Source organism: Mycobacterium sp. Aquia_213 (genome assembly GCF_026625985.1).
Lineage (GTDB): Bacteria > Actinomycetota > Actinomycetes > Mycobacteriales > Mycobacteriaceae > Mycobacterium.
The window spans coordinates 624,989-642,422 of the sequence record NZ_CP113116.1 but is presented as its reverse complement, the minus strand read 5'-3'; the positions used below and the strand labels follow the sequence as shown (position 1 = coordinate 642,422).

The window sequence follows — 17,434 nt, the reverse complement described above, 5'->3', positions numbered from 1 at the left end:
TCGGGGCATCCTAGCCAAAACATGCTGGTAGAGGGAAGATTGCGGGTGGCGATTCGGGCGATTCCCCGGCGTGAGAAGGGCCACACTGAGCCGTTCGCAGCGGTCCTAATTGGGGGCTTCACAGCAAGCTACCGCATACTTGACCTCATGCTTTTCGCCCCATCACCGCAAACCGCTGATGCGGTGCGCAGTGGTGCGCGGGTGAAGGGTCAAGGTTTCTGATGGCACGTTCCGGCGGCGCGCATCGCCGCCATCGAGCGGTTCGCCAACCGTCGCCACTCCGCCGAGGGGTGACGCGGGCGTTCATGACGCTGGTGTCCACCGCGGCGGTGTTGATGACCGGCGCGGGGTACTACGTCGCGCACGGGGCGCTGGGCGGCATCACCGTCTCGGAAGCCTTGAGCCCCGACGATCCGCGATCCAGCGGCGACAACATGAACATCCTGCTGATCGGGCTGGACTCGCGAAAAGACCAGGACGGCAACGACCTCCCCAATTCGATCCTCAAGCAGCTGCACGCCGGCGACTCCGATGACGGCGGCTACAACACCAACACGCTGATACTCGTGCACGTCGGTGCCGACAACAAAGTCGTCGCCTTCTCGATCCCCCGCGACGACTGGGTGCCGTTCAACGGTGTTCCGGGGTACAACCACATCAAGATCAAGGAGGCGTACGGCCTCACCAAGCAGTACGTCGCCCAGAAGCTCGCCAATCAGGGCGCGAGCACTCAAAAAGAACTCGAGACGAAAGGCCGCGAAGCGGCCCGGGCGGCGACCTTGCGCGCGGTGCGCAGCCTGACCGGGGTTCCGATCGACTACTTCGCTGAGGTCAACTTGGCGGGCTTCTACGATCTGGCGCAAAGCCTGGGCGGGGTGAACGTCTGCCTCAACCACGCCGTCTATGACTCCTACTCCGGCGCCGATTTCCCCGCCGGGCCGCAACGGCTGGATGCCTCGGAGGCACTGGCCTTCGTCCGGCAACGTCATGGCCTGGACAACGGCGACCTGGACCGCACCCATCGGCAGCAGGCATTCATTTCGTCGGTCATGCGTGAGCTGCAAGATGCGGGCACCTTCACCAACCTGGACAAGATGAAGAGCCTGATGGCGGTGGCGCGCAAAGACGTTGTGCTGTCGGGCGGTTGGGACGAGAACATGTTCCGCCGGATCGGCGAAATCGCCGGTAGCGCGGCGGCAAACCAAGTGGAGTTCCGGACGCTGCCGGTGGTCCGCTACGACAACATCAACGGTCAAGACGTCAACATCATCGACCCTGTCGCGATCAAGGCCGAGGTCGCATCGGCGATCGGCGTCGACAGTTCGACAAGCTCGTCGCCGACGACGGCCGCCAAGCCGAATCCGTCCACCGACGTCGACGTGGTCAACGTCGGCAGCATAAGCGGTCTGGCCAGCCAGGTGTCGCACGCGCTGAAAAAGTACGGCTACACCTCGGTTCAAGCCCGCGACCGTACCTGGTTTGATCCGAACACCTCGACCATCCAGTACGGCGCGGGCGCAGAATCCGACGCCCAGAACATCGCTGGCCTGCTCGGCCTGGATACACCCAAACAACCGGATTCCAGTCTGCAGCCCGGGCACATCCGCGTGACCGTCGACACCAACTACTCGATGCCGACGATCGACGCATCCATGGACGATTACTCAACGTCTTCGTCGTCAACCACCACGACGTCGAGCAAGAGCAGCGGCACCTATTCGGGCTACGGCACCAGCACCTACCCGACACCCGATCAGGGCAAACCGATCGACGGTGGCGGGGTGCCCTGCGTTAACTAGCGGCGATCTCAAGCGCGGCGAAGCCGGGCGCAGAGGGTCGCCGCCGTCCAACTAGCGGCGATCTCAAGCGCGGCGAAGCCGGGCGCAGAGGGTCGCCGCCGTCCAACTAGGCGTGCGTGCCGCCGTCCATCCGAATCTCGGTGCCCGTGATCCAGGCTCCGTCGTCGGACACCAGCATCGCGATCACGCCGGCGACCGCTTCGGGTCCGGCCATCCCCGCACCGCTGGATTCCGTCGTGGTCGGCAGGATCGGCATCAGCCGGGGAAACAGCGACCAATCCGCATCCTTCGGGATATATCCGCCGGTGGCATCGGTGATCCCGGACTTGATGCTGCCCGGCGCCACACACGCCGCCCGCAGACCTTCCTTCGCATATTCCAGCGCCAGGGAATGGGTGAAGGCCTGGATTCCGCCCTTGCTCGCGGCGTAGGCCGCCATATAAGGGTGGGCGAAAGACGCCGAGGTCGAGCTGAAGTTCACGATCGCACTGCGCGAATTCGCCAATAGCGACGGCAGCGCTTCGCGGACCACGAGGAACGTACCGGTCAGGTTGACGTTGATGATCTGATTCCACTGGTCGAGGGTGGTCTGGTGGGTGTGCCAGGAGCGCAGGATGCCTGCCGCGTTGACCAGGGAATCCAGGCCACCGAGCTGCTCGACCGCCAAGGACACGCCGTCGATCACCGAATCCTCATTGCCGACGTCGAGCGGCATCGTGGTGAGCCGCTGCGCTGTCGCTGCCGCGTCGGCGCTGGCCTGGGTGTTACTCAGACCGTCGGCCGAGATATCGGCGGCCACGACGCTGGCGCCCTCGCTCAGCAACCGCAACGCGGTGGCCTGGCCGATCCCCGATGCGGCGCCCGTCACCAGGATCCGCTTGCCCTCGAGTCTGTTCATCTGCTTCTCCTGGGTTAGACCACTCCGCGTAGCGCGTCCTCGCCGAACATCTGCACCATCATCGAGGAGTAGTCCGGGCCGCGGCGCAAGATGTGGCCGCCGTCGACGTTGATGCACTGTCCGGTGATCCAGGTGGCCGCGTCGCTGAGCAAGAACATGGCCAGGTTGGCGACGTCCTCGACCTCCCCGGCGCGGGGTAGCGGCGTGCAAAGGGCGTAGTCGCCACTGATCTCCGGCGACTGAAGCACCGCGGCGTCCACCAAATCGGTGCGAATCAAGCCCGGGCGGATGCTGTTGACCCGCACCCACGACGGCCCGAGTTCATCGGCGGCCAGCATCATCATGTGGTCGATCGCGGACTTAGTGACGCCGTAGGGCCCGAACCACCGGTGGGTGTTGCTGGCCGCGATCGACGAGATCCCGATAAACGATCCGCCACCGCCGCGCACCAATTCACGCCCGACGTGCTTGAGCACGTACATGGTGCCGTTGACGTTGAGGTCGACGGTGTTGCGCCACGCCTCCGAGTCGGTGTGGGTGATCGGCCCGACGGTCAGCGAGCCGCCCGCGCAGTGCACCGCGCCGTGCAGCCGCCCGTGCCAGGCCGTCGCGGCGTCGACCGCCCGGGACACCTCGTCCTCGTTGGTGACGTCGGCGGGCTCGTAGCGGATCGCGCCGCCTTTACCGGCTTTGGCGGCCAGCGGCTCGATCTCCTCGACGGCGCCCGCCAAGCGGTCGGCATTGCGACCGACGATCATGACGGAGGCCCCGGCCGCGACCAGCCCGGCGGCCACACCCTTACCGATGCCACTGCCGCCGCCGGTGATCACATACGTCCGGTCTTCGAAAGATAGCTGCACGCGAGACCCTCTCAAACTGGAACAGGTTCTAGCTATAGAAGCATGCGACCCCGGCCCGAATATCGCTACCCCCAGTCTCGTTAGGCGGGACACCGAAGTGCCCGCCTCTCAGCGACAATCGGGTCTTATCGCTGGGGGCGGGCAGATTGGCGATCGCCCGGGCAGGGGTCGGCTACGGCGTATCGCGGCGAGCGACCTTCGTCGGCTTCGCGTCGCGCCAGTCCTCGACGTGCGGCGGCTGACCGACCGGCCACCTGTTCTCGTTGAACGCCGCCCAGTGTGCGTGGCCCAGCAGGTGGACGTGGAATGCGTGCCGCAGCGCCTCGGTGTAACCCATCGCGTCGGAAGCGGCATTGACCGAATCCTTGATCAACAGCGAAGCCATCGTGGGCCGCTCGGCAACGCGCCGCGCGAATTCCAGTGTCTTTTCCTCTAATTCGTCGACCGGAAAGACCTTGGAAACCATACCCAGCCGATGTGCTTCGTCCGCGTCGATCGAATCACCGGTCAGCAGTAGCTCTTTGGCCTTACGCGGCCCGAATTCCCAAGGGTGAGCATAGTATTCGACGCCCGGCATGCCGAGCCGGACCGCGACTACGTCGCTGAACTTCGCGTTGTCGGCGGCGACGATCAGATCGCACGCCCAGATCAGCATCAGGCCCGCCGAGATCGCGTTGCCCTGCACCTGGGCGATCGTGATCTTGCGCAGATCGCGCCAGCGGCAAGTGTTTTCGAAGAAGAAGTGCCACTCCTGGTGGTACAGCTTTTCCATGATCGGTTCGTAGGTCGCGCCGTGCGAACGGAAGCTCGGGTGTTGCCCCGGCCCGGGCGCGCGTTCGGCCAGCGCCTGCTCGGAGCCGAGATCGTGGCCGGCGGAGAAGTTCCTGCCGCGCGCCGCCAGGATCACCACGCGCACGGTGTCGTCGGCCTCCGCCCGCCCGAACGCCTCGTCGAGCTGAACCAGCAGGCCGCGGCTCTGCGCATTGTGGGCCTCGGGCCGGTTCAGCCAAATCCGCGCGATGCGACCCTCATCGAGGGTCTCGTAGGCCACCAGCTCGTTGGCGCTGGCATTGGCCGCCGCGGCGTCGGCTTCCTTGGACACTGTCATTCGGCCTACCTCGCTCGTCGTTGAATCCGCCTTGTTTACACATTACGGCGAGTGTGTAAGCGGCTTCGAGTTGGGTTGGTCGCCGCGGGCCGGGCTACAGCCGGCCGAGTTAGGGCCGTTCGAGTGCGGCCGCGAGGAGCGCGGCGGCGGACTTGAGCAAGCCCAGGGAACGGGCCAGTTCCGCGTTCTCTTCCTTCAACCGATCGAGTTCGGTGGGCTCCTCGGAGGCCACGGCCGCGGTGGCGTCGCGGCGGGTCCGCTCGTGCACGGTCTCGGTCAGCGTATTGCCGAGCGTGTCGGTGACCGCGCGGATCGCCATCCGCTCCATGTCATGGCGCCCGTGCACCGCGGCGACCGTCCGCGTCTCCTCCAGGTGGGCGGCCCCGTTGACCGCGACCGGCGGCACTGCGCGCAATTGCTGTCGCGCCACCTGGCCGCTCGAGGCCTCCGCGCCGGAGGCCACCGCGTGCGGCTGGTCCAGCAGCTGGTGCAGTTCGGCCTCGTGGTGTTCGATCTCCGCTTCCCGCTCGGCTAGCTGGGCTTCGTGCTGTTCGAGCTCGCCTTCCTGCTGACGAAGCTCGGAATGCCACTGGTTGAGCTCGGCCTCCCGGCGGCGCAGCTCGGACTCCCGCTGGGCGAGCTGGGCTTCGTGCTGGGCGACCTCGGCCTCGTGCTGGGCGAATTGGGCCTCGCGCTGCGCGACCTGGGCTTCCCGATGGCGAAGCTGAGCGACCTGCTGCGGAAGGGGCGTTCCCCGGTGGGCGAGCTGGGCTTCCTGGTGGCGAATCTGGTCTTCGTGCTTGCGAATTTCCACTTCGTGCCTGCGGACTTCGCTTTCGTGCTCGTGCAGGACGGCCTCCCGCTGGGCAAGTTCGGCTTCCCGCTTCTTAAGCCCACCATCCCGGTTGCGCAGCTCGGCGTTGCGGTGACGGAGCTCGGCGTCCTCTTCGATGTGGCGAATCAGCTCTTGCTCAACCAGGTCGATGAACAGGTCGACTTCTTGCTCGCTGTAGCCACGTTTACCAATGCGCGCCCTGGAGAACGCGACATTGTGAACATCGGCCGGCGTGAGAGCCATTGTTCTTCTCCCGAAGTCTTAGACGTCAGCGCAACGCCAAAACACGGCGCACTGCGGCTTAGGATAATGCCTTTGTCGCGATGACATCCTGGTTTGCCTTTGAACAACTGGACATCAGTCAGTAGACAGACAGGTGCGGCCCCCAGCAGGCTACCCCGAAGCGACCCCCTGGCACCACCGGGTAATGGCGTCTTTCCACGTCGCAACCATGATCACCGTGCCGTTGACCCATCTAGAGGCGTTACCCGACCATTGAATTGGGAGTGGCACCGACCCCACCGGACGCCCGGCGCCGGGGCCACCGCAAACGTTCGCCAGGACGCCCCACGGAATCACCACAGGGAGTCCGCCGAATGGGAATCTTCGATTTAAATCCACGGTCTGCTTGGCCATAGGGCGCGATGCCGGCGACCCCATCTCAACCGCGGGAAAATTCGGCATTTGTTAACAATTCCAGTTCTTTGCATGAACAACTGACCGCGCCTGGGTTTCGGCCAGGTGCGCGGAACGGACAAACCGGGTTCCGGGGCCGGGCCAACCCCGCGCCGCAGCGGACGGCTGCGGGCGAATATCGGCGTCGCATAGAGTTGTCCTATGCCTACAAAATCTGATCCTGGCGAAATCGGCGATGTCGAGCCGCTTGCCGACAGCACCGCTAACCAGGCCAGGCGAGTCGTCGCCGCCTACGCGAACGACGCCGACGAGTGCCGCGTTTTCTTGTCCATGCTCGGTATTGGACCGGCGAAACTCGACGCATAAATGGCTCCCAGGGGAGGCCAAAGCTCGAAGACCGCACACTTCGGGAATTCCGACTTTGTGGTGGTCGCCAATCGGCTACCGGTTGATTTGGAACGGCTTCCCGACGGCTCCACAACCTGGAAGCGCAGCCCCGGGGGGTTGGTGACGGCCTTGGAGCCGCTGCTGCGCCGCCGCCGTGGCGCATGGGTTGGCTGGCCGGGGGTTGTCGACGAGGAAGTCGACGTCGACGACGAGCCCATCACCCAAGACGAACTGGATCTCTACCCGGTGCGCCTGTCGGCCGACGACGTCGCTCAGTACTACGAGGGCTTCTCCAACGCGACGCTGTGGCCGCTGTACCACGACGTGATCGTCAAGCCGATCTACCACCGCGAATGGTGGGATCGCTACGTCGAGGTCAACCAACGCTTCGCCGAGGCCACCTCCCGCGCCGCCGCCCAGGGTGCGACGGTGTGGGTGCAGGACTACCAGTTGCAGCTGGTCCCGAAGATGCTGCGCACCCTGCGGCCGGACCTGACCATCGGTTTCTTCCTGCACATCCCGTTCCCGCCGGTAGAGCTGTTCATGCAGTTGCCCTGGCGCACCGAGATCATCGAAGGCTTGCTCGGTGCCGATCTGGTCGGATTCCATCTGGTCGGTGGCGCGCAGAATTTCCTGTTCCTGGCCCGACAACTGATCGGCGCCAACACCTCGCGCGGAGCCGTCGGCGTGCGGTCGCGGTTCGGCGAGGTCGAGCTGAAGGATCGCCGGGTGCGGGTGGGCGCGTTTCCCATCTCCATCGATTCCGGTGCGCTCGATCAGACCGCCCGCGGCCGCGATATCCGGCGCCACGCCAAAGAGATTCGCGCGGAGTTGGGCAACCCGCGCAAGATCCTGCTCGGCGTCGACCGGCTCGACTACACCAAGGGCATCGACGTTCGGTTGAAAGCCTTTTCCGAGCTGCTCGCCGAGGGGCGCGTCAAACGCGACGACACCGTGCTGGTCCAACTGGCCACGCCCAGCCGCGAACGCGTGGAGAGCTACCAGATTCTGCGCAACGACATCGAACGCCAAGTCGGCCACATCAACGGCGAATACGCCGAAGTCGGCCACGCGGTGGTGCATTACATCCATCGCGCGGTTCCCCGCGACGAACTCATCGCGTTCTTCGTGGCCAGCGACGTCATGCTGGTTACCCCGCTGCGGGACGGCATGAACCTGGTGGCCAAGGAGTACGTCGCCTGCCGCAGCGATCTCGGCGGTGCGCTCGTTCTATCCGAATTCACCGGCGCCGCAGCCGAATTGCGGCAGGCCTACCTGGTCAACCCGCACGACCTGGAGGGCGTCAAGGACACGATCGAGGCGGCGCTCAACCAACCGGTTGACGAGGGCCGCCGCCGGATGCGGTCGTTGCGGCGCCAGGTGCTCGCTCACGACGTCGACCGCTGGGCGCGGTCATTCCTCGATGCCCTCGTCGAGGCGCACCCGCCGGGCACGAAATAGCGGCGACCGACCCATGGTGTTGGCGCCGAAACGCTGTGATACTCGATGCAGCGTCAAGAGAAGGCCGGAAGGGAGGGCACTGTGAAAATGCGTCGCGCGCTGGCCGCAGGAGCCGGCGTCTTCTCAGCTGTCGCAATAGGAATCGCGCTGGAGTCGGGCAATCCGGCGCGCGCGATCGGACCGCCGGCGGACGGCAACTACGCCTACAACGAGGCGGGTGTCTCGGGGGTTACCTGGACCGTCACGGCAATATGCGATCAGCCGTCGGGAACCCGGAACATGAACGACTATTCCGACCCGATCGTTTTCGCGATGCAATGTGCGCTCAACGTCGTGAGTGCGACGGATCAGAAGATATCCGCCGCCGACAAGTTGCAGAACTTCAGCGGCCGAGCCCGGATGTCCAGCATGCTATGGAAATTCGGCGTCGACAAGGCAGACGGTGTCTCCTGTCCGGGCGGCGGCACCGCACCCACCACCGAAACCTGGGCCTTCAGCGACGAAACAATGAGCGGCACCCACACCACGATGCACGGTGCGGTCTGCGGCCTGGAACCGACGATGAAAAAGACACCGTTCTCGCTGCAGATGACCGGGCCGCCACCCAGCCCGATCCAGCGTTATCCCATGCAGTGCAACAACATTGCGATCTGCTACTGACGGCTAGATCGGCGTGATGTAAGAGATCAGCCATTTGTCGCCGATCTTCTTGAAGTCCACCCGCAACCGGCTGCCGTCGTAGAGCGGCTGCCGTGATTTATCGGTAACCGTCCGGTTCATGTACACCATCACCGACGCCGATTCCCGCTTGGCCGACATGACCCCGACCCCAACGACATTGGCCTGGACGACCACCTCGCGCTTCTTGGCCTCCGGAATGATCTGCGCGTTGGCGCTCTTCTGAAATTCTTGGCGATAGTCGGGCGTCAGCATCGGATACGCATCGGCCAGGCTGCGTTCGACGGTCTGGTAGTCGTAGGCGAAGACCGCGGGCACCTCTCTGGCGGCCAGCTGCGGTAGCACCGCCCGTGCCGTCTGCTCGCCGCGGATCTCCACCCGTTCCCAGTAGAACCAGCCGGCCGCCGCGGATAACCCGACAACGCCGACGACCGCGAGATATCCCGCGGCGGCGATCAGCCACCGCCGCCACCGCATCAGTTGCCCCCGTCGGGGTATTTCAGGTCGTAACCCGTCATGTGCCCGTGCTCATCTTCGTGCACGATGACCCGCAGCCGGTACGGCATGGACGGCTTGTGCACACCGTCGATGTCGGCCACCGTGACACGCACCGACACCAGCACCGAGGCGTTATCGGTAACCGTGTCAATGCCTTCCAGAGCCGCGCCGTTGATCACTGCCTCGGATGTCGCGTTGGTGGAGCGGAACAGGGCCTTGAGGTTTTCGATGTTGTTGTTGGCGCCGAGCATGCCGCGCAGCGGGCCGCTGGTGCCGTTGTAAAACCGGTTCACGCTGTCATCGACGTTGTCCTGCTTGTAGCTGAACATGTTTTGCACCGTCTGCGTGGCGGTGTCGACGAAGCGTTGATCGCGGGCCTGCCCCGCCTCGGCGTGGCTTTGCGAAACGACCAGGGCGGTCAGGCAGCCGGCCAGCGCACCAATCGCCAGCAGCGCGGCGGCGAACGAAATCCAGCCGACCAGGCGCCCATTCGGCCGGCGCCGCGGTGGCGGCTTGATCGACTTGAGGGTCTTGACGCGTTTGGCCGGTTGCTTCTTGGGCTCCGCTGGAGCCTCGAGCGCAACCTCGGTGGGCGCGCTCGACTCACTCTTCGCCGGGCCTGCCGCCCGCGATGCCCGACGACGGGCCCGCGGTGCCGGGGATTGTTCGCCACCAACTGCAGAAGCCACTACATCGGCCTTGGATCAAGCATCAGGTCTACCCAATTCTCGGCGCTGGACGTGTTCGCGCCGGACGCGAAGATACCAGTGCCTCCTGCCGGATCCCGGAATGCTCCGGTGCTTTCGTCATAAGTGGTGTACGCGGTGCCGCTGGATTGCGGTTGCGGACCCGGCGCCGGCGCACCACCGGCCGGCGGCGGCAGCCACTTCGGAAACGGGATCTGGGGCGGTACCGGGGGGACGCCCGGCGGCATCCATGACGGGTTGCCCGGCGGGGGCCCACTGTCGTTCGGCGGCGGCGGATCGAAAGCGGGCTGCTTGTTGGGCAGGGGGCCCGGGCCGGGCACCACACCGGGCGGGGGCGGCCCGACGATCGGAATACCGGGATCCGGTTCCGCTTCCGGCGGAATGTATGGGAACTTGTTGGGCGGCAACGTGTTCAGCCCGTTTGTCTGGGGCGTGTTGTACGGGACCGGCGGACCGCGCCACGGGTTACGGCCGACCGGGACATAGCCCTTCGGGTCGCGACATAGCTGAATCGTCGGTGCCCGTTTGCCGGGAAATTCTTGGCAGGGATAGTTGCGCGCGCCACGCACGGTGCTGGGATCGTTCTGAGCCACCTTGCAGTACATGTCTCTTGGCAGCTCGCGCACTGTCTCATCCGCCGGCGTCCGCATGAGCGGTGGCGGCAGGAAGCCGACGGCGCACGGCGGCGGGTCGTTCAGATCAAGCTTGAAGTCCAGCTTGCCGCCCTCGTCAAGAGGTGGGCCGCCCGCCATCGTGATGATCGCGGCGAACAGCGCCGGCAGCACGACCAGGAGTTGCTCGATCGATTTGTGGTAGATGACGCCGACCCGGCCCAGGTTCGCGAGGCTGGCGGCCAGCGCGGGGAAACTGGGGCGGATGCCGGAGAATGCGGTGTTGGCCTCGTCGATGGCGTCCGGTGCGGTCGCCAGCGTCGAACGAAGCTGCGGGTCGGCGTGCTGCACCTCGGAAGTGAACCGCGCCAACCCATCTGCCAGCGACTTGATGTCGCCGCCGGCGCGGATCTGGGATTGCAGGAACGGGCCTGCCTGATCGATCAGCTGCGAAACTTGCGGGTAGTTGGCGTTGGCCTCGTCCACCAGCAATCGGGCCGATTCGAGCAGCCGAGCCAACTCTGGCCCCGACCCGTTGGCCGCCTGGAACGTCTCGTGCAACAGCTCCCGTAACTTGGTGTCACCGAGGCTGTTGACCAGCGTCTCGGCCCGCTTCAACAGATCGGCGACGTCCTGGCCGATCCGGGTGTTAGCCCGGTCAATGCGAGATCCATTGTGCAACTTGGTCGATGCCGGATCCTTCGGCGGCACCAGGTCGATGTATTGCTCACCGACAGCCGACACACTCTTCACGGTGGCGGTGACGTTCGACGGAATGGGAGTGCCGCTGTTCAGCCGCATTTCGGCGGTGACGCCATTGGGATTCAGCGCCACCGACTCCACCCTGCCGACCGCGACGCCCCGGTAGGTGACGTTGGCATTCTGGTAAAGGCCTCCGCCCGCGACGAAGTCGGCATTCGCCACGTAGGTCCCGATGCCGAAAGTCGCGGGCAGGCGCAGGTAGAAGATCGCCATGATGGTCAGTGTGATCACGGTGATCACGGCGAATATCCAGAGCTGAATCCTGGTGAGTCTGTCAATCATCCGCGCCGCCCCTACTGTCCCGAAGCCGTGCCGGGCGGAATCTTGAAGGGGTCGGCAGCCTGTCCGGACAGGTTCGCCAGTTCCCCGGTCAAGAAGTCGGGCGGGTTGAGGATCTCGCCCATGTGCATCATGTTCGGATCAAGTGCATACGACGTGGTGAAGAACGTCTCGCCGAGCCGGCGCAAGGTGAGGTCGAACGTGGTGAACACGTTGAGGTAGTCGCCGCGCACGGCTTGCTTGATGCCGTAGTTGGGGAACGGAAACGTCAGCAATATCTGCAGCGACGTGACGAAATTCTTTCGGTTGTCGTTGAGCGCCTTCACCGCGGAATACAGACCTTTGAGATCTTCGGCGAAGTCCACCTTCGTCTTGGACAGCACGTGCGAGGTGACTGTCGCCAACTTCTTCAGCGCAGCGAACGCGTCGACAATGTGTTCCCGGTTCTTGTTGAGCACCTTCAGCGCTTCAGGGAGCGAGTCCAGCGCCCGGCCCAGGTTGTCCTTGTCGCGCGCCAGCGTCGCGGAAAATCGGTTCAAACCGTCGACCGCGTTGATGATGTCGCCGACCTGCCGGTTGAGTCCCGACGTCAATTCCGCCAGCCGGGGGATCAAGCCGGAGAATTGGCCTTGCCGGCCGGCCACGGCCTGGTAGGTCTCGTCGGTGATCTCTTCCAGCGCACCGAGATTGCCCTTGTTGACCACGACACCGAGGGCCGAGAAAGCCTCTTCGGTGGTGGGGAACCGGCCGGTGTTGGACTCCGAGATCTTGGAACCGTTGACGAGCCTGCCGGTCGCCGGCTTGCCTTTGGGCGCGGCCAGATCGATGTGCAGCGAACCCAGCAACGAGGTCTGCGCCACCGTCGCGGTCGCGTTGGCCGGCAGCACGACGTTCTTGTCCAGTGCCAATTTCACTGCGGCATAAAATGATCCGTCGGCACGCTGCTCGGCAGCGATACCGGCCACACTGCCGACCGTGACATCGTCAACCATGACCGGTGAGTTCTGCGGCAACGTCGCCACGTCGGGCATTTCGACCGTGATCGAGAAGGCGCCACTGCCGTGACCGGCGGTGCCCGGCATGGACAGGGAATTCAGGCCACCGAATTGACAGCCGGCCAGCAGCACGCTGCCCGCCGCCAATGCGCCACCGCGCAACAAGATTCGACTCATCCGCCGGACCCCTGACCATTTTGCAGCCCGGCAGAAGGTCCCTGCGCCGGACCCGGCAATGGCCCGAACGCGGAGCCGGGGCTTGGACCCGGAGCGGGTGCTGGCGCGCCAGCCGGTGCCCCCGGCGGCGGGCCGGCCTGCGGGGCCGTCGGCACCAGCAGCGCCTGCAGATCGGCCGGGTTCTGGACGGCCGGCGGCGGGACACCCTGAGCCGGTACCCAGGTCAGCTGCGGGATCGGCGTCTGCGCCTTGGCTTGGGTCTCCGGGGTGTCGTAGATGATCTGACCCTTGTACGCCGTGATTGTGTTCAGCGGGTGGAACATGACCGGCGGGTAGTTCACTGCCAGCCGGCGCAGCACCGGACCCAGCCGCTCGCGGCACAGCTCGGCGCGCCGGTAGTAGTCGGGTGCCTTTGGCCCGCCTGCGGTTTCGAAAGAGCCGCCGCAGATGAACTGCACCGGGTTGGCGAACTCCGGTATCGACAACAGACCGTTCAGCGTGCCCTGCGCCGGGTCATAGATGTTGTAGAAGTTGGCGATACCCGGGCCCGCGACGTGCAGCACCTGTTCGATGTTGTCGCTCTGGTCGCTCAGCGTCTTGCTGAAGTCGTTGAGCTGGTTGACCGTATCGATCAATGTCGAGTTGTTCTCGTGCAGGAATCCGCGAATGTCCGAGAGCGCCTGATTGAGCGTGCCCAGGGTGTTGTCCAGATGGCGCGAGCTGTCGGCGAGGACTTGCGATACCGATGCGACGTTTCCGGCGAACTGCACGATCTGGTCGTTGCTCGCCGACAGCGCGTTGACCAGGACCTGCAGGTTCTTGACCGTGCCGAAGATATCGCTGCGCGAATCCCCCAGTCGCCCAGCGACTTGCGAAAGCTGCTGCAGTGCGTTGTGGAACGATTCGCCCTTGCCGTCGAACGTGTCCGCGGCCTGATTGATCGCCGCGCCCAACGGTCCCTGCATCGACCCGGTCGTCGGACCCAGCGAGACGGCAAGTTGGGTCAGCGCTTCCTTGACCTCGTCCCATTCCACCGGCACCGCGGTGCGGTTCAGGTCGAGGCTGGCGCCATCGGGCAGCACCGCTCCGCCGGTGTACGCCGGGGCGAGCTGAATGAACCGCGCCGCCACCAGGTTCGGCGACATGATCACGGCCTTGGCGTCCTTCGGGACCTTCACGTCCTTGGGCAGCGTCATCGTGATTTTGACGTCGGACGGCCGTGGCTCGATCGAGTCGATCTTGCCGATCGGGACGCCGAGGATACGAACCTGATCGCCGGGGTACAGCCCGACCGCGGATGCGAAGTAGCCGACGATGGTCCGGTTATTGACTTGCGACGTAAGCACATACACGCCCCCCACCAGCGCCGCGACCAGCGCGATGATGGTGGTGTAGCGCAGCCCGCGGCTGCCGGCGATTCGCTGGATCATGGCGACTTTGGTCGGATGGTCCAGCGTTCCTGGATCAACCCGCGCAGGTAGTCGGAGAGGCTGGCCGGCAGCTTGCCCGGCTGATAGAAGAAGTCGAACATCGTCGCCAGCAGCGGCGCCGGGATCACACCGTAGACATTGACGTTGAATCCGGGCCCGGAACCAACCACCTCGCCGAGTTCGGTCGCATAGGTGGGCAGCCGCTTGATCGCCTCGGTGATGTAGTCGCGGCGCTCGTTGAGGTTACTGAGTACATCGTTGAGCTTGCTCAGGGCGGGGCCGAACTCCTTGCGGTTGTCGGCGACGAAGCCGGAAAGCTGGCTCGAGAGACCGCCGATACCCGAGATCAATTGTCCCAGCGCGGCGCGGCGCTCATCGAGCGCGGCGAACAACTCGTTGCCGTCGTCGACCAACTTGTTGACCTGGTCGGCGCGTTGCGACAACACACCAGTCACCGATTTCGCATGGGCCAGCAGGCTTTGCAGCGCCTCGTCCCGGCGGTTCAGCGTGCGGGATAGCGACGTCACCCCGTCCAGCGCGCCGCGCAGTTCCGGGGTGGCGCCGTGCAGCGTGTCGGTGAGAACGTTCAACGCCTGCTCGAACTGCGGCTTGTTCAGATTATTCGCGCTTTGCCCCAAATCCTCGAGCGCTCCGGCCAGCGTGTACGGCGTGGTCGTGCGACTCAGCGGAATGGTGGTTGCCTTGCCATGACCCGCGGGACTCACCGCAATCGAGCGCTCACCAAGGATGGTGTCGGTGCGGATCGCGGCCAGCGACTGATCACCAACCGCGACATGCCGATCCACCGAGAACGTCACCCTCGCGCTGTCGCCGGCCAGACCCACAGCCTGCACCTTGCCGACTTTGAAGCCCGACACGTAAACGGAGTTGCCGGGCGAGATGCCGCCGGCGTCGCTGAAGTAAGCGTCGTAGACCTTGCCCTGCGGCCAGAACGGCAGGTTGGCGTAGCCGAATGCGAGCAACACCACGCAGAAAACAAGCACCACACCAAAGACCCCGGTGCGCAGCGGGTCACGTTCGCGCTTGGCATTACTTGGCAAAAGCGCACCTCCCTACGCTTGGATCCACCTGGCCCCCCAGGGGCAGACGGATATCGCTGCCGGCGGGCCCGTTGATCTTGATCGTCACGGAGCAGAAGTAGATGTTGAAGAACGACCCGTAGGCACCGAGTGCGGCCAGGCGCAGATAGTCCTCGCCCAGTTGCTCAATGTCGTTGTCCACCTCGGCCTTACGGTTGTCGATTTCGGTGGCCAGCGGCCGGGTGTTTTCCAGGATGCCTTGCAGCGGCCGACGTGAATTCTTCAGCAGCTCAGTGAGATCGGTCGTTGTCGATGCCAGCGGCGGAATGGCTCCGGCGATCGAGTCCTTGTTCTTGGCCAACCCGCTGATCAATTGCTGCAGCTGATCGACGCTGGTCGAGAATTGCGCACTCTTTTGATCGATCGTGCCCAGCACCGTGTTCAGATTGGTGATCGTGTCACCGATCAGCTGGTCGCGCTGGCCCAGCGCCGTCGAGAATGCGCTGGTGTCGGCCAGTACGTTCGACAGCGCTCCACCCTGGCCCTGCAACAACTCGATCACGGCGCCGCTGATCGTGTTGACCTTGTCGGCGTCCAACCCCTTGAGTACTGGTCGCAGTCCGCCCAGCAATGCGTCCAGATCCAGCGCGGGCTGAGTGTGTTGGGAGTTGATCGTCCCACCCGGTGCCAGCTTGCGCAGCTCCCCCGGACCCGACGTGATCTCCAAAAACCGGTCACCTACCAGGTTTTCGTAGCGGATCACCGCGCGAGTCGACGAGTACAGCGTGTAGCGGCTGTCGATTCCGAATTCCACGTCGACGCTGTTGTCCGAGTTGAGTTTGAGACCGTTCACCGAACCGACCGGCACACCGGAAATACGGACCTTTTGGCCGGCCTTCAACCGAGACGCGTCGATAAACGTTGCGTGATAGGTATTTTCGTCGCCGAACCGGAAGTCGCCGAAGACCACCACCAAGCCGGCGGCCACCAGCAGCATCGCCACCGTAAAGACGCTGACCTTGATCACCATCGATCGGTGCGAAGGCAATTCCGAACTCGCCATCAGAAGTCGTCCCGTTCCGCGAAAGAGCCGTGGAACAGGAACTGCAGCGTCGAGGGTGCATCGAACTGCAGCTCGGTGAACGGCTCGTACGGAATGTTCGCATTGTCGGTGACCAGGAACGGCGCCCGGTACCACGAGCCGCCGTTCTGCTTGTTCGGGATGTCGGGCAACCCGCGGCAGTTGGGTCCGCCGGAGGCGTTCACGAGCGGCAGCGACTCCGGATAGGTATACGCCGGCGCACCCAGCACGAAGCTCGACGACGTGAACAAGCCCGCCTTGCGGACACCGAGAATGGGTCCGAACTCTTTGAGGCCGCGATCGATACCCTTGAACAGGCAACCGAATTCGGGTGAGTAGTCGGCGGCCACCTTGAGTGGGGCCCGCAGCCGGTTGATGGCGTCGATGAGGTCCTGCTCGGCCGGCTCCAACGTCTCATAGGCGTTGTTGGACAGGCCGATCGTGGCCAACAGGGTGTCGTTGAGGTTTTTCTGCTGGTCGACGACGGTCTTGTTGATGGTGGGCAGGTTGTCGAAGATCGTGTTCAGGTCCGGGGCGGCGTCGGCGTAGACGCCTGTGACGATCGCCGTCTTGCGGAAGTCGTCCTGCAGGGCAGAAAGCTTCGGATTCGTTTGTTGCGTCAGGGTATTCAGGCCCGACAACAGCGCACCGAAATCGTCACCATGGCCGCGCAGGCCTTCGGAGAAGGCGCTCAGCGTTGCGTTCAATTCGACCGGGTCGACCTTGTGCAACAGATCCATCAGCGACTGAAACAGCGTGTTGACTTCCAGCTGCACCGCTGATGCCTCGACATGCGCGTTGGGTCGCAGCGACGTCGGCGAAGGTGCCTGGGGTGGAATGAATTCCACCGACTTGGCGCCGAAAATCGTGTTGCCCGCGATATGCACCGCCGCGTTGGAGGGGATGTAGTGCATGTCGTCGCTGTCGATGACCAGCGTCAGGCGTGCCTGGTCACCGCCGTAGTTGATGTCGGTGACCTTGCCGATCTGGATGCCGCGGTACTTGACCTTGGCGCCAATGTCCATCACCAGCCCGGCCCGCGGCGCCGCGACGGTGACCGTGTCGACGGACGCGAAAGCCGCTGTGTACGAGAGGTAAGTCAGTACCGAAAACGCCACCAACAAACTGGCCAGCAGCGCCGCTGCCAGCCGGACAGTTGAACGTCGCGCTCCGATGTCTGCCATGTCGTTTT

At 64.5% G+C, this 17,434-nt stretch carries 16 protein-coding genes; 4 read left to right on the top strand and 12 right to left on the bottom strand.

From position 1 onward, the window contains the following. Positions 1 to 221: 221 nt before the first annotated feature. Positions 222 to 1,799 carry an LCP family protein gene (locus LMQ14_RS03020; RefSeq protein WP_267733371.1) on the top strand — a complete coding sequence of 526 codons (1,578 nt, stop codon included), beginning with the start codon at positions 222 to 224 and terminating at the stop codon, positions 1,797 to 1,799. Between the two features lie 106 nt (positions 1,800 to 1,905). Here the strand turns inward: LMQ14_RS03020 and LMQ14_RS03015 are convergent, their stop codons facing one another. From LMQ14_RS03015 to LMQ14_RS03000, 4 genes are all read right to left on the bottom strand, one after another. Then, positions 1,906 to 2,697 (bottom strand): SDR family NAD(P)-dependent oxidoreductase, encoded by a 792-nt coding sequence (locus tag LMQ14_RS03015; RefSeq protein WP_267733370.1) that lies wholly within the window; start codon positions 2,695 to 2,697, stop codon positions 1,906 to 1,908. 14 nt (positions 2,698 to 2,711) lie between these two features. Beyond that, the gene (locus LMQ14_RS03010) at positions 2,712 to 3,557 is read right to left on the bottom strand and encodes an SDR family oxidoreductase (RefSeq protein ID WP_267733369.1); all 846 of its coding nucleotides are present in this window, start codon (positions 3,555 to 3,557) and stop codon (positions 2,712 to 2,714) included. Positions 3,558 to 3,729: 172 nt separating this feature from the next. Continuing rightward, positions 3,730 to 4,665: an enoyl-CoA hydratase gene (locus tag LMQ14_RS03005; protein WP_267733368.1), complete on the bottom strand. Its 936-nt coding sequence runs from the start codon at positions 4,663 to 4,665 to the stop codon at positions 3,730 to 3,732. Between the two features lie 109 nt (positions 4,666 to 4,774). Then, positions 4,775 to 5,743, bottom strand: a complete 969-nt coding sequence (locus LMQ14_RS03000; RefSeq protein WP_267733367.1) for a DivIVA domain-containing protein — start codon at positions 5,741 to 5,743, stop codon at positions 4,775 to 4,777. A gap of 594 nt (positions 5,744 to 6,337) precedes the next feature. Here LMQ14_RS03000 and LMQ14_RS02995 point away from each other — a divergent pair. The 3 genes from LMQ14_RS02995 to LMQ14_RS02985 all read left to right on the top strand — a co-directional run bounded on the left by LMQ14_RS02995 (position 6,338) and on the right by LMQ14_RS02985 (position 8,644). Beyond that, positions 6,338 to 6,502 carry a hypothetical protein gene (locus tag LMQ14_RS02995; RefSeq protein ID WP_090607062.1) on the top strand — a complete coding sequence of 55 codons (165 nt, stop codon included), beginning with the start codon at positions 6,338 to 6,340 and terminating at the stop codon, positions 6,500 to 6,502. Next, positions 6,503 to 7,984 carry an alpha,alpha-trehalose-phosphate synthase (UDP-forming) gene (locus tag LMQ14_RS02990; protein WP_267733366.1) on the top strand — a complete coding sequence of 494 codons (1,482 nt, stop codon included), beginning with the start codon at positions 6,503 to 6,505 and terminating at the stop codon, positions 7,982 to 7,984. It abuts the gene before it with no gap. A gap of 81 nt (positions 7,985 to 8,065) precedes the next feature. Further along, the gene (locus LMQ14_RS02985) at positions 8,066 to 8,644 is read left to right on the top strand and encodes a hypothetical protein (RefSeq protein ID WP_267733365.1); all 579 of its coding nucleotides are present in this window, start codon (positions 8,066 to 8,068) and stop codon (positions 8,642 to 8,644) included. Between the two features lie 3 nt (positions 8,645 to 8,647). Here LMQ14_RS02985 and LMQ14_RS02980 read toward each other — a convergent pair whose 3' ends face one another. The 8 genes from LMQ14_RS02980 to LMQ14_RS02945 are packed head-to-tail and all read right to left on the bottom strand — an operon-like array spanning position 8,648 to position 17,426. Further along, positions 8,648 to 9,139 (bottom strand): mammalian cell entry protein, encoded by a 492-nt coding sequence (locus LMQ14_RS02980; RefSeq protein ID WP_267733364.1) that lies wholly within the window; start codon positions 9,137 to 9,139, stop codon positions 8,648 to 8,650. Further along, positions 9,139 to 9,849 (bottom strand): mammalian cell entry protein, encoded by a 711-nt coding sequence (locus LMQ14_RS02975; RefSeq protein WP_267733363.1) that lies wholly within the window; start codon positions 9,847 to 9,849, stop codon positions 9,139 to 9,141. The genes LMQ14_RS02980 and LMQ14_RS02975 overlap by 1 nt, the downstream gene beginning before the upstream one ends. After that, positions 9,849 to 11,522: a virulence factor Mce family protein gene (locus LMQ14_RS02970; protein ID WP_267733362.1), complete on the bottom strand. Its 1,674-nt coding sequence runs from the start codon at positions 11,520 to 11,522 to the stop codon at positions 9,849 to 9,851. The genes LMQ14_RS02975 and LMQ14_RS02970 overlap by 1 nt, the downstream gene beginning before the upstream one ends. Before the next feature lie 11 nt (positions 11,523 to 11,533). After that, a complete protein-coding gene (locus LMQ14_RS02965) occupies positions 11,534 to 12,691 on the bottom strand; it encodes a virulence factor Mce family protein (RefSeq protein WP_267733361.1) in 1,158 nt (385 codons plus the stop codon). Then, positions 12,688 to 14,121 carry a virulence factor Mce family protein gene (locus LMQ14_RS02960; RefSeq protein ID WP_267733360.1) on the bottom strand — a complete coding sequence of 478 codons (1,434 nt, stop codon included), beginning with the start codon at positions 14,119 to 14,121 and terminating at the stop codon, positions 12,688 to 12,690. Before LMQ14_RS02960 ends, LMQ14_RS02965 begins: the two co-directional genes overlap by 4 nt. After that, positions 14,118 to 15,182, bottom strand: a complete 1,065-nt coding sequence (locus LMQ14_RS02955) for a virulence factor Mce family protein (RefSeq protein WP_267733359.1) — start codon at positions 15,180 to 15,182, stop codon at positions 14,118 to 14,120. The genes LMQ14_RS02960 and LMQ14_RS02955 overlap by 4 nt, the downstream gene beginning before the upstream one ends. Next, complete coding sequence (locus LMQ14_RS02950) at positions 15,172 to 16,224, bottom strand: MCE family protein (RefSeq protein ID WP_267733358.1); 1,053 nt, start codon at positions 16,222 to 16,224, stop codon at positions 15,172 to 15,174. Before LMQ14_RS02950 ends, LMQ14_RS02955 begins: the two co-directional genes overlap by 11 nt. Beyond that, on the bottom strand, positions 16,224 to 17,426 hold the full coding sequence (locus LMQ14_RS02945; RefSeq protein WP_267733357.1) for an MCE family protein: 1,203 nt from the start codon (positions 17,424 to 17,426) through the stop codon (positions 16,224 to 16,226). The genes LMQ14_RS02950 and LMQ14_RS02945 overlap by 1 nt, the downstream gene beginning before the upstream one ends. Between the last annotated feature and the right edge of the window lie 8 nt (positions 17,427 to 17,434).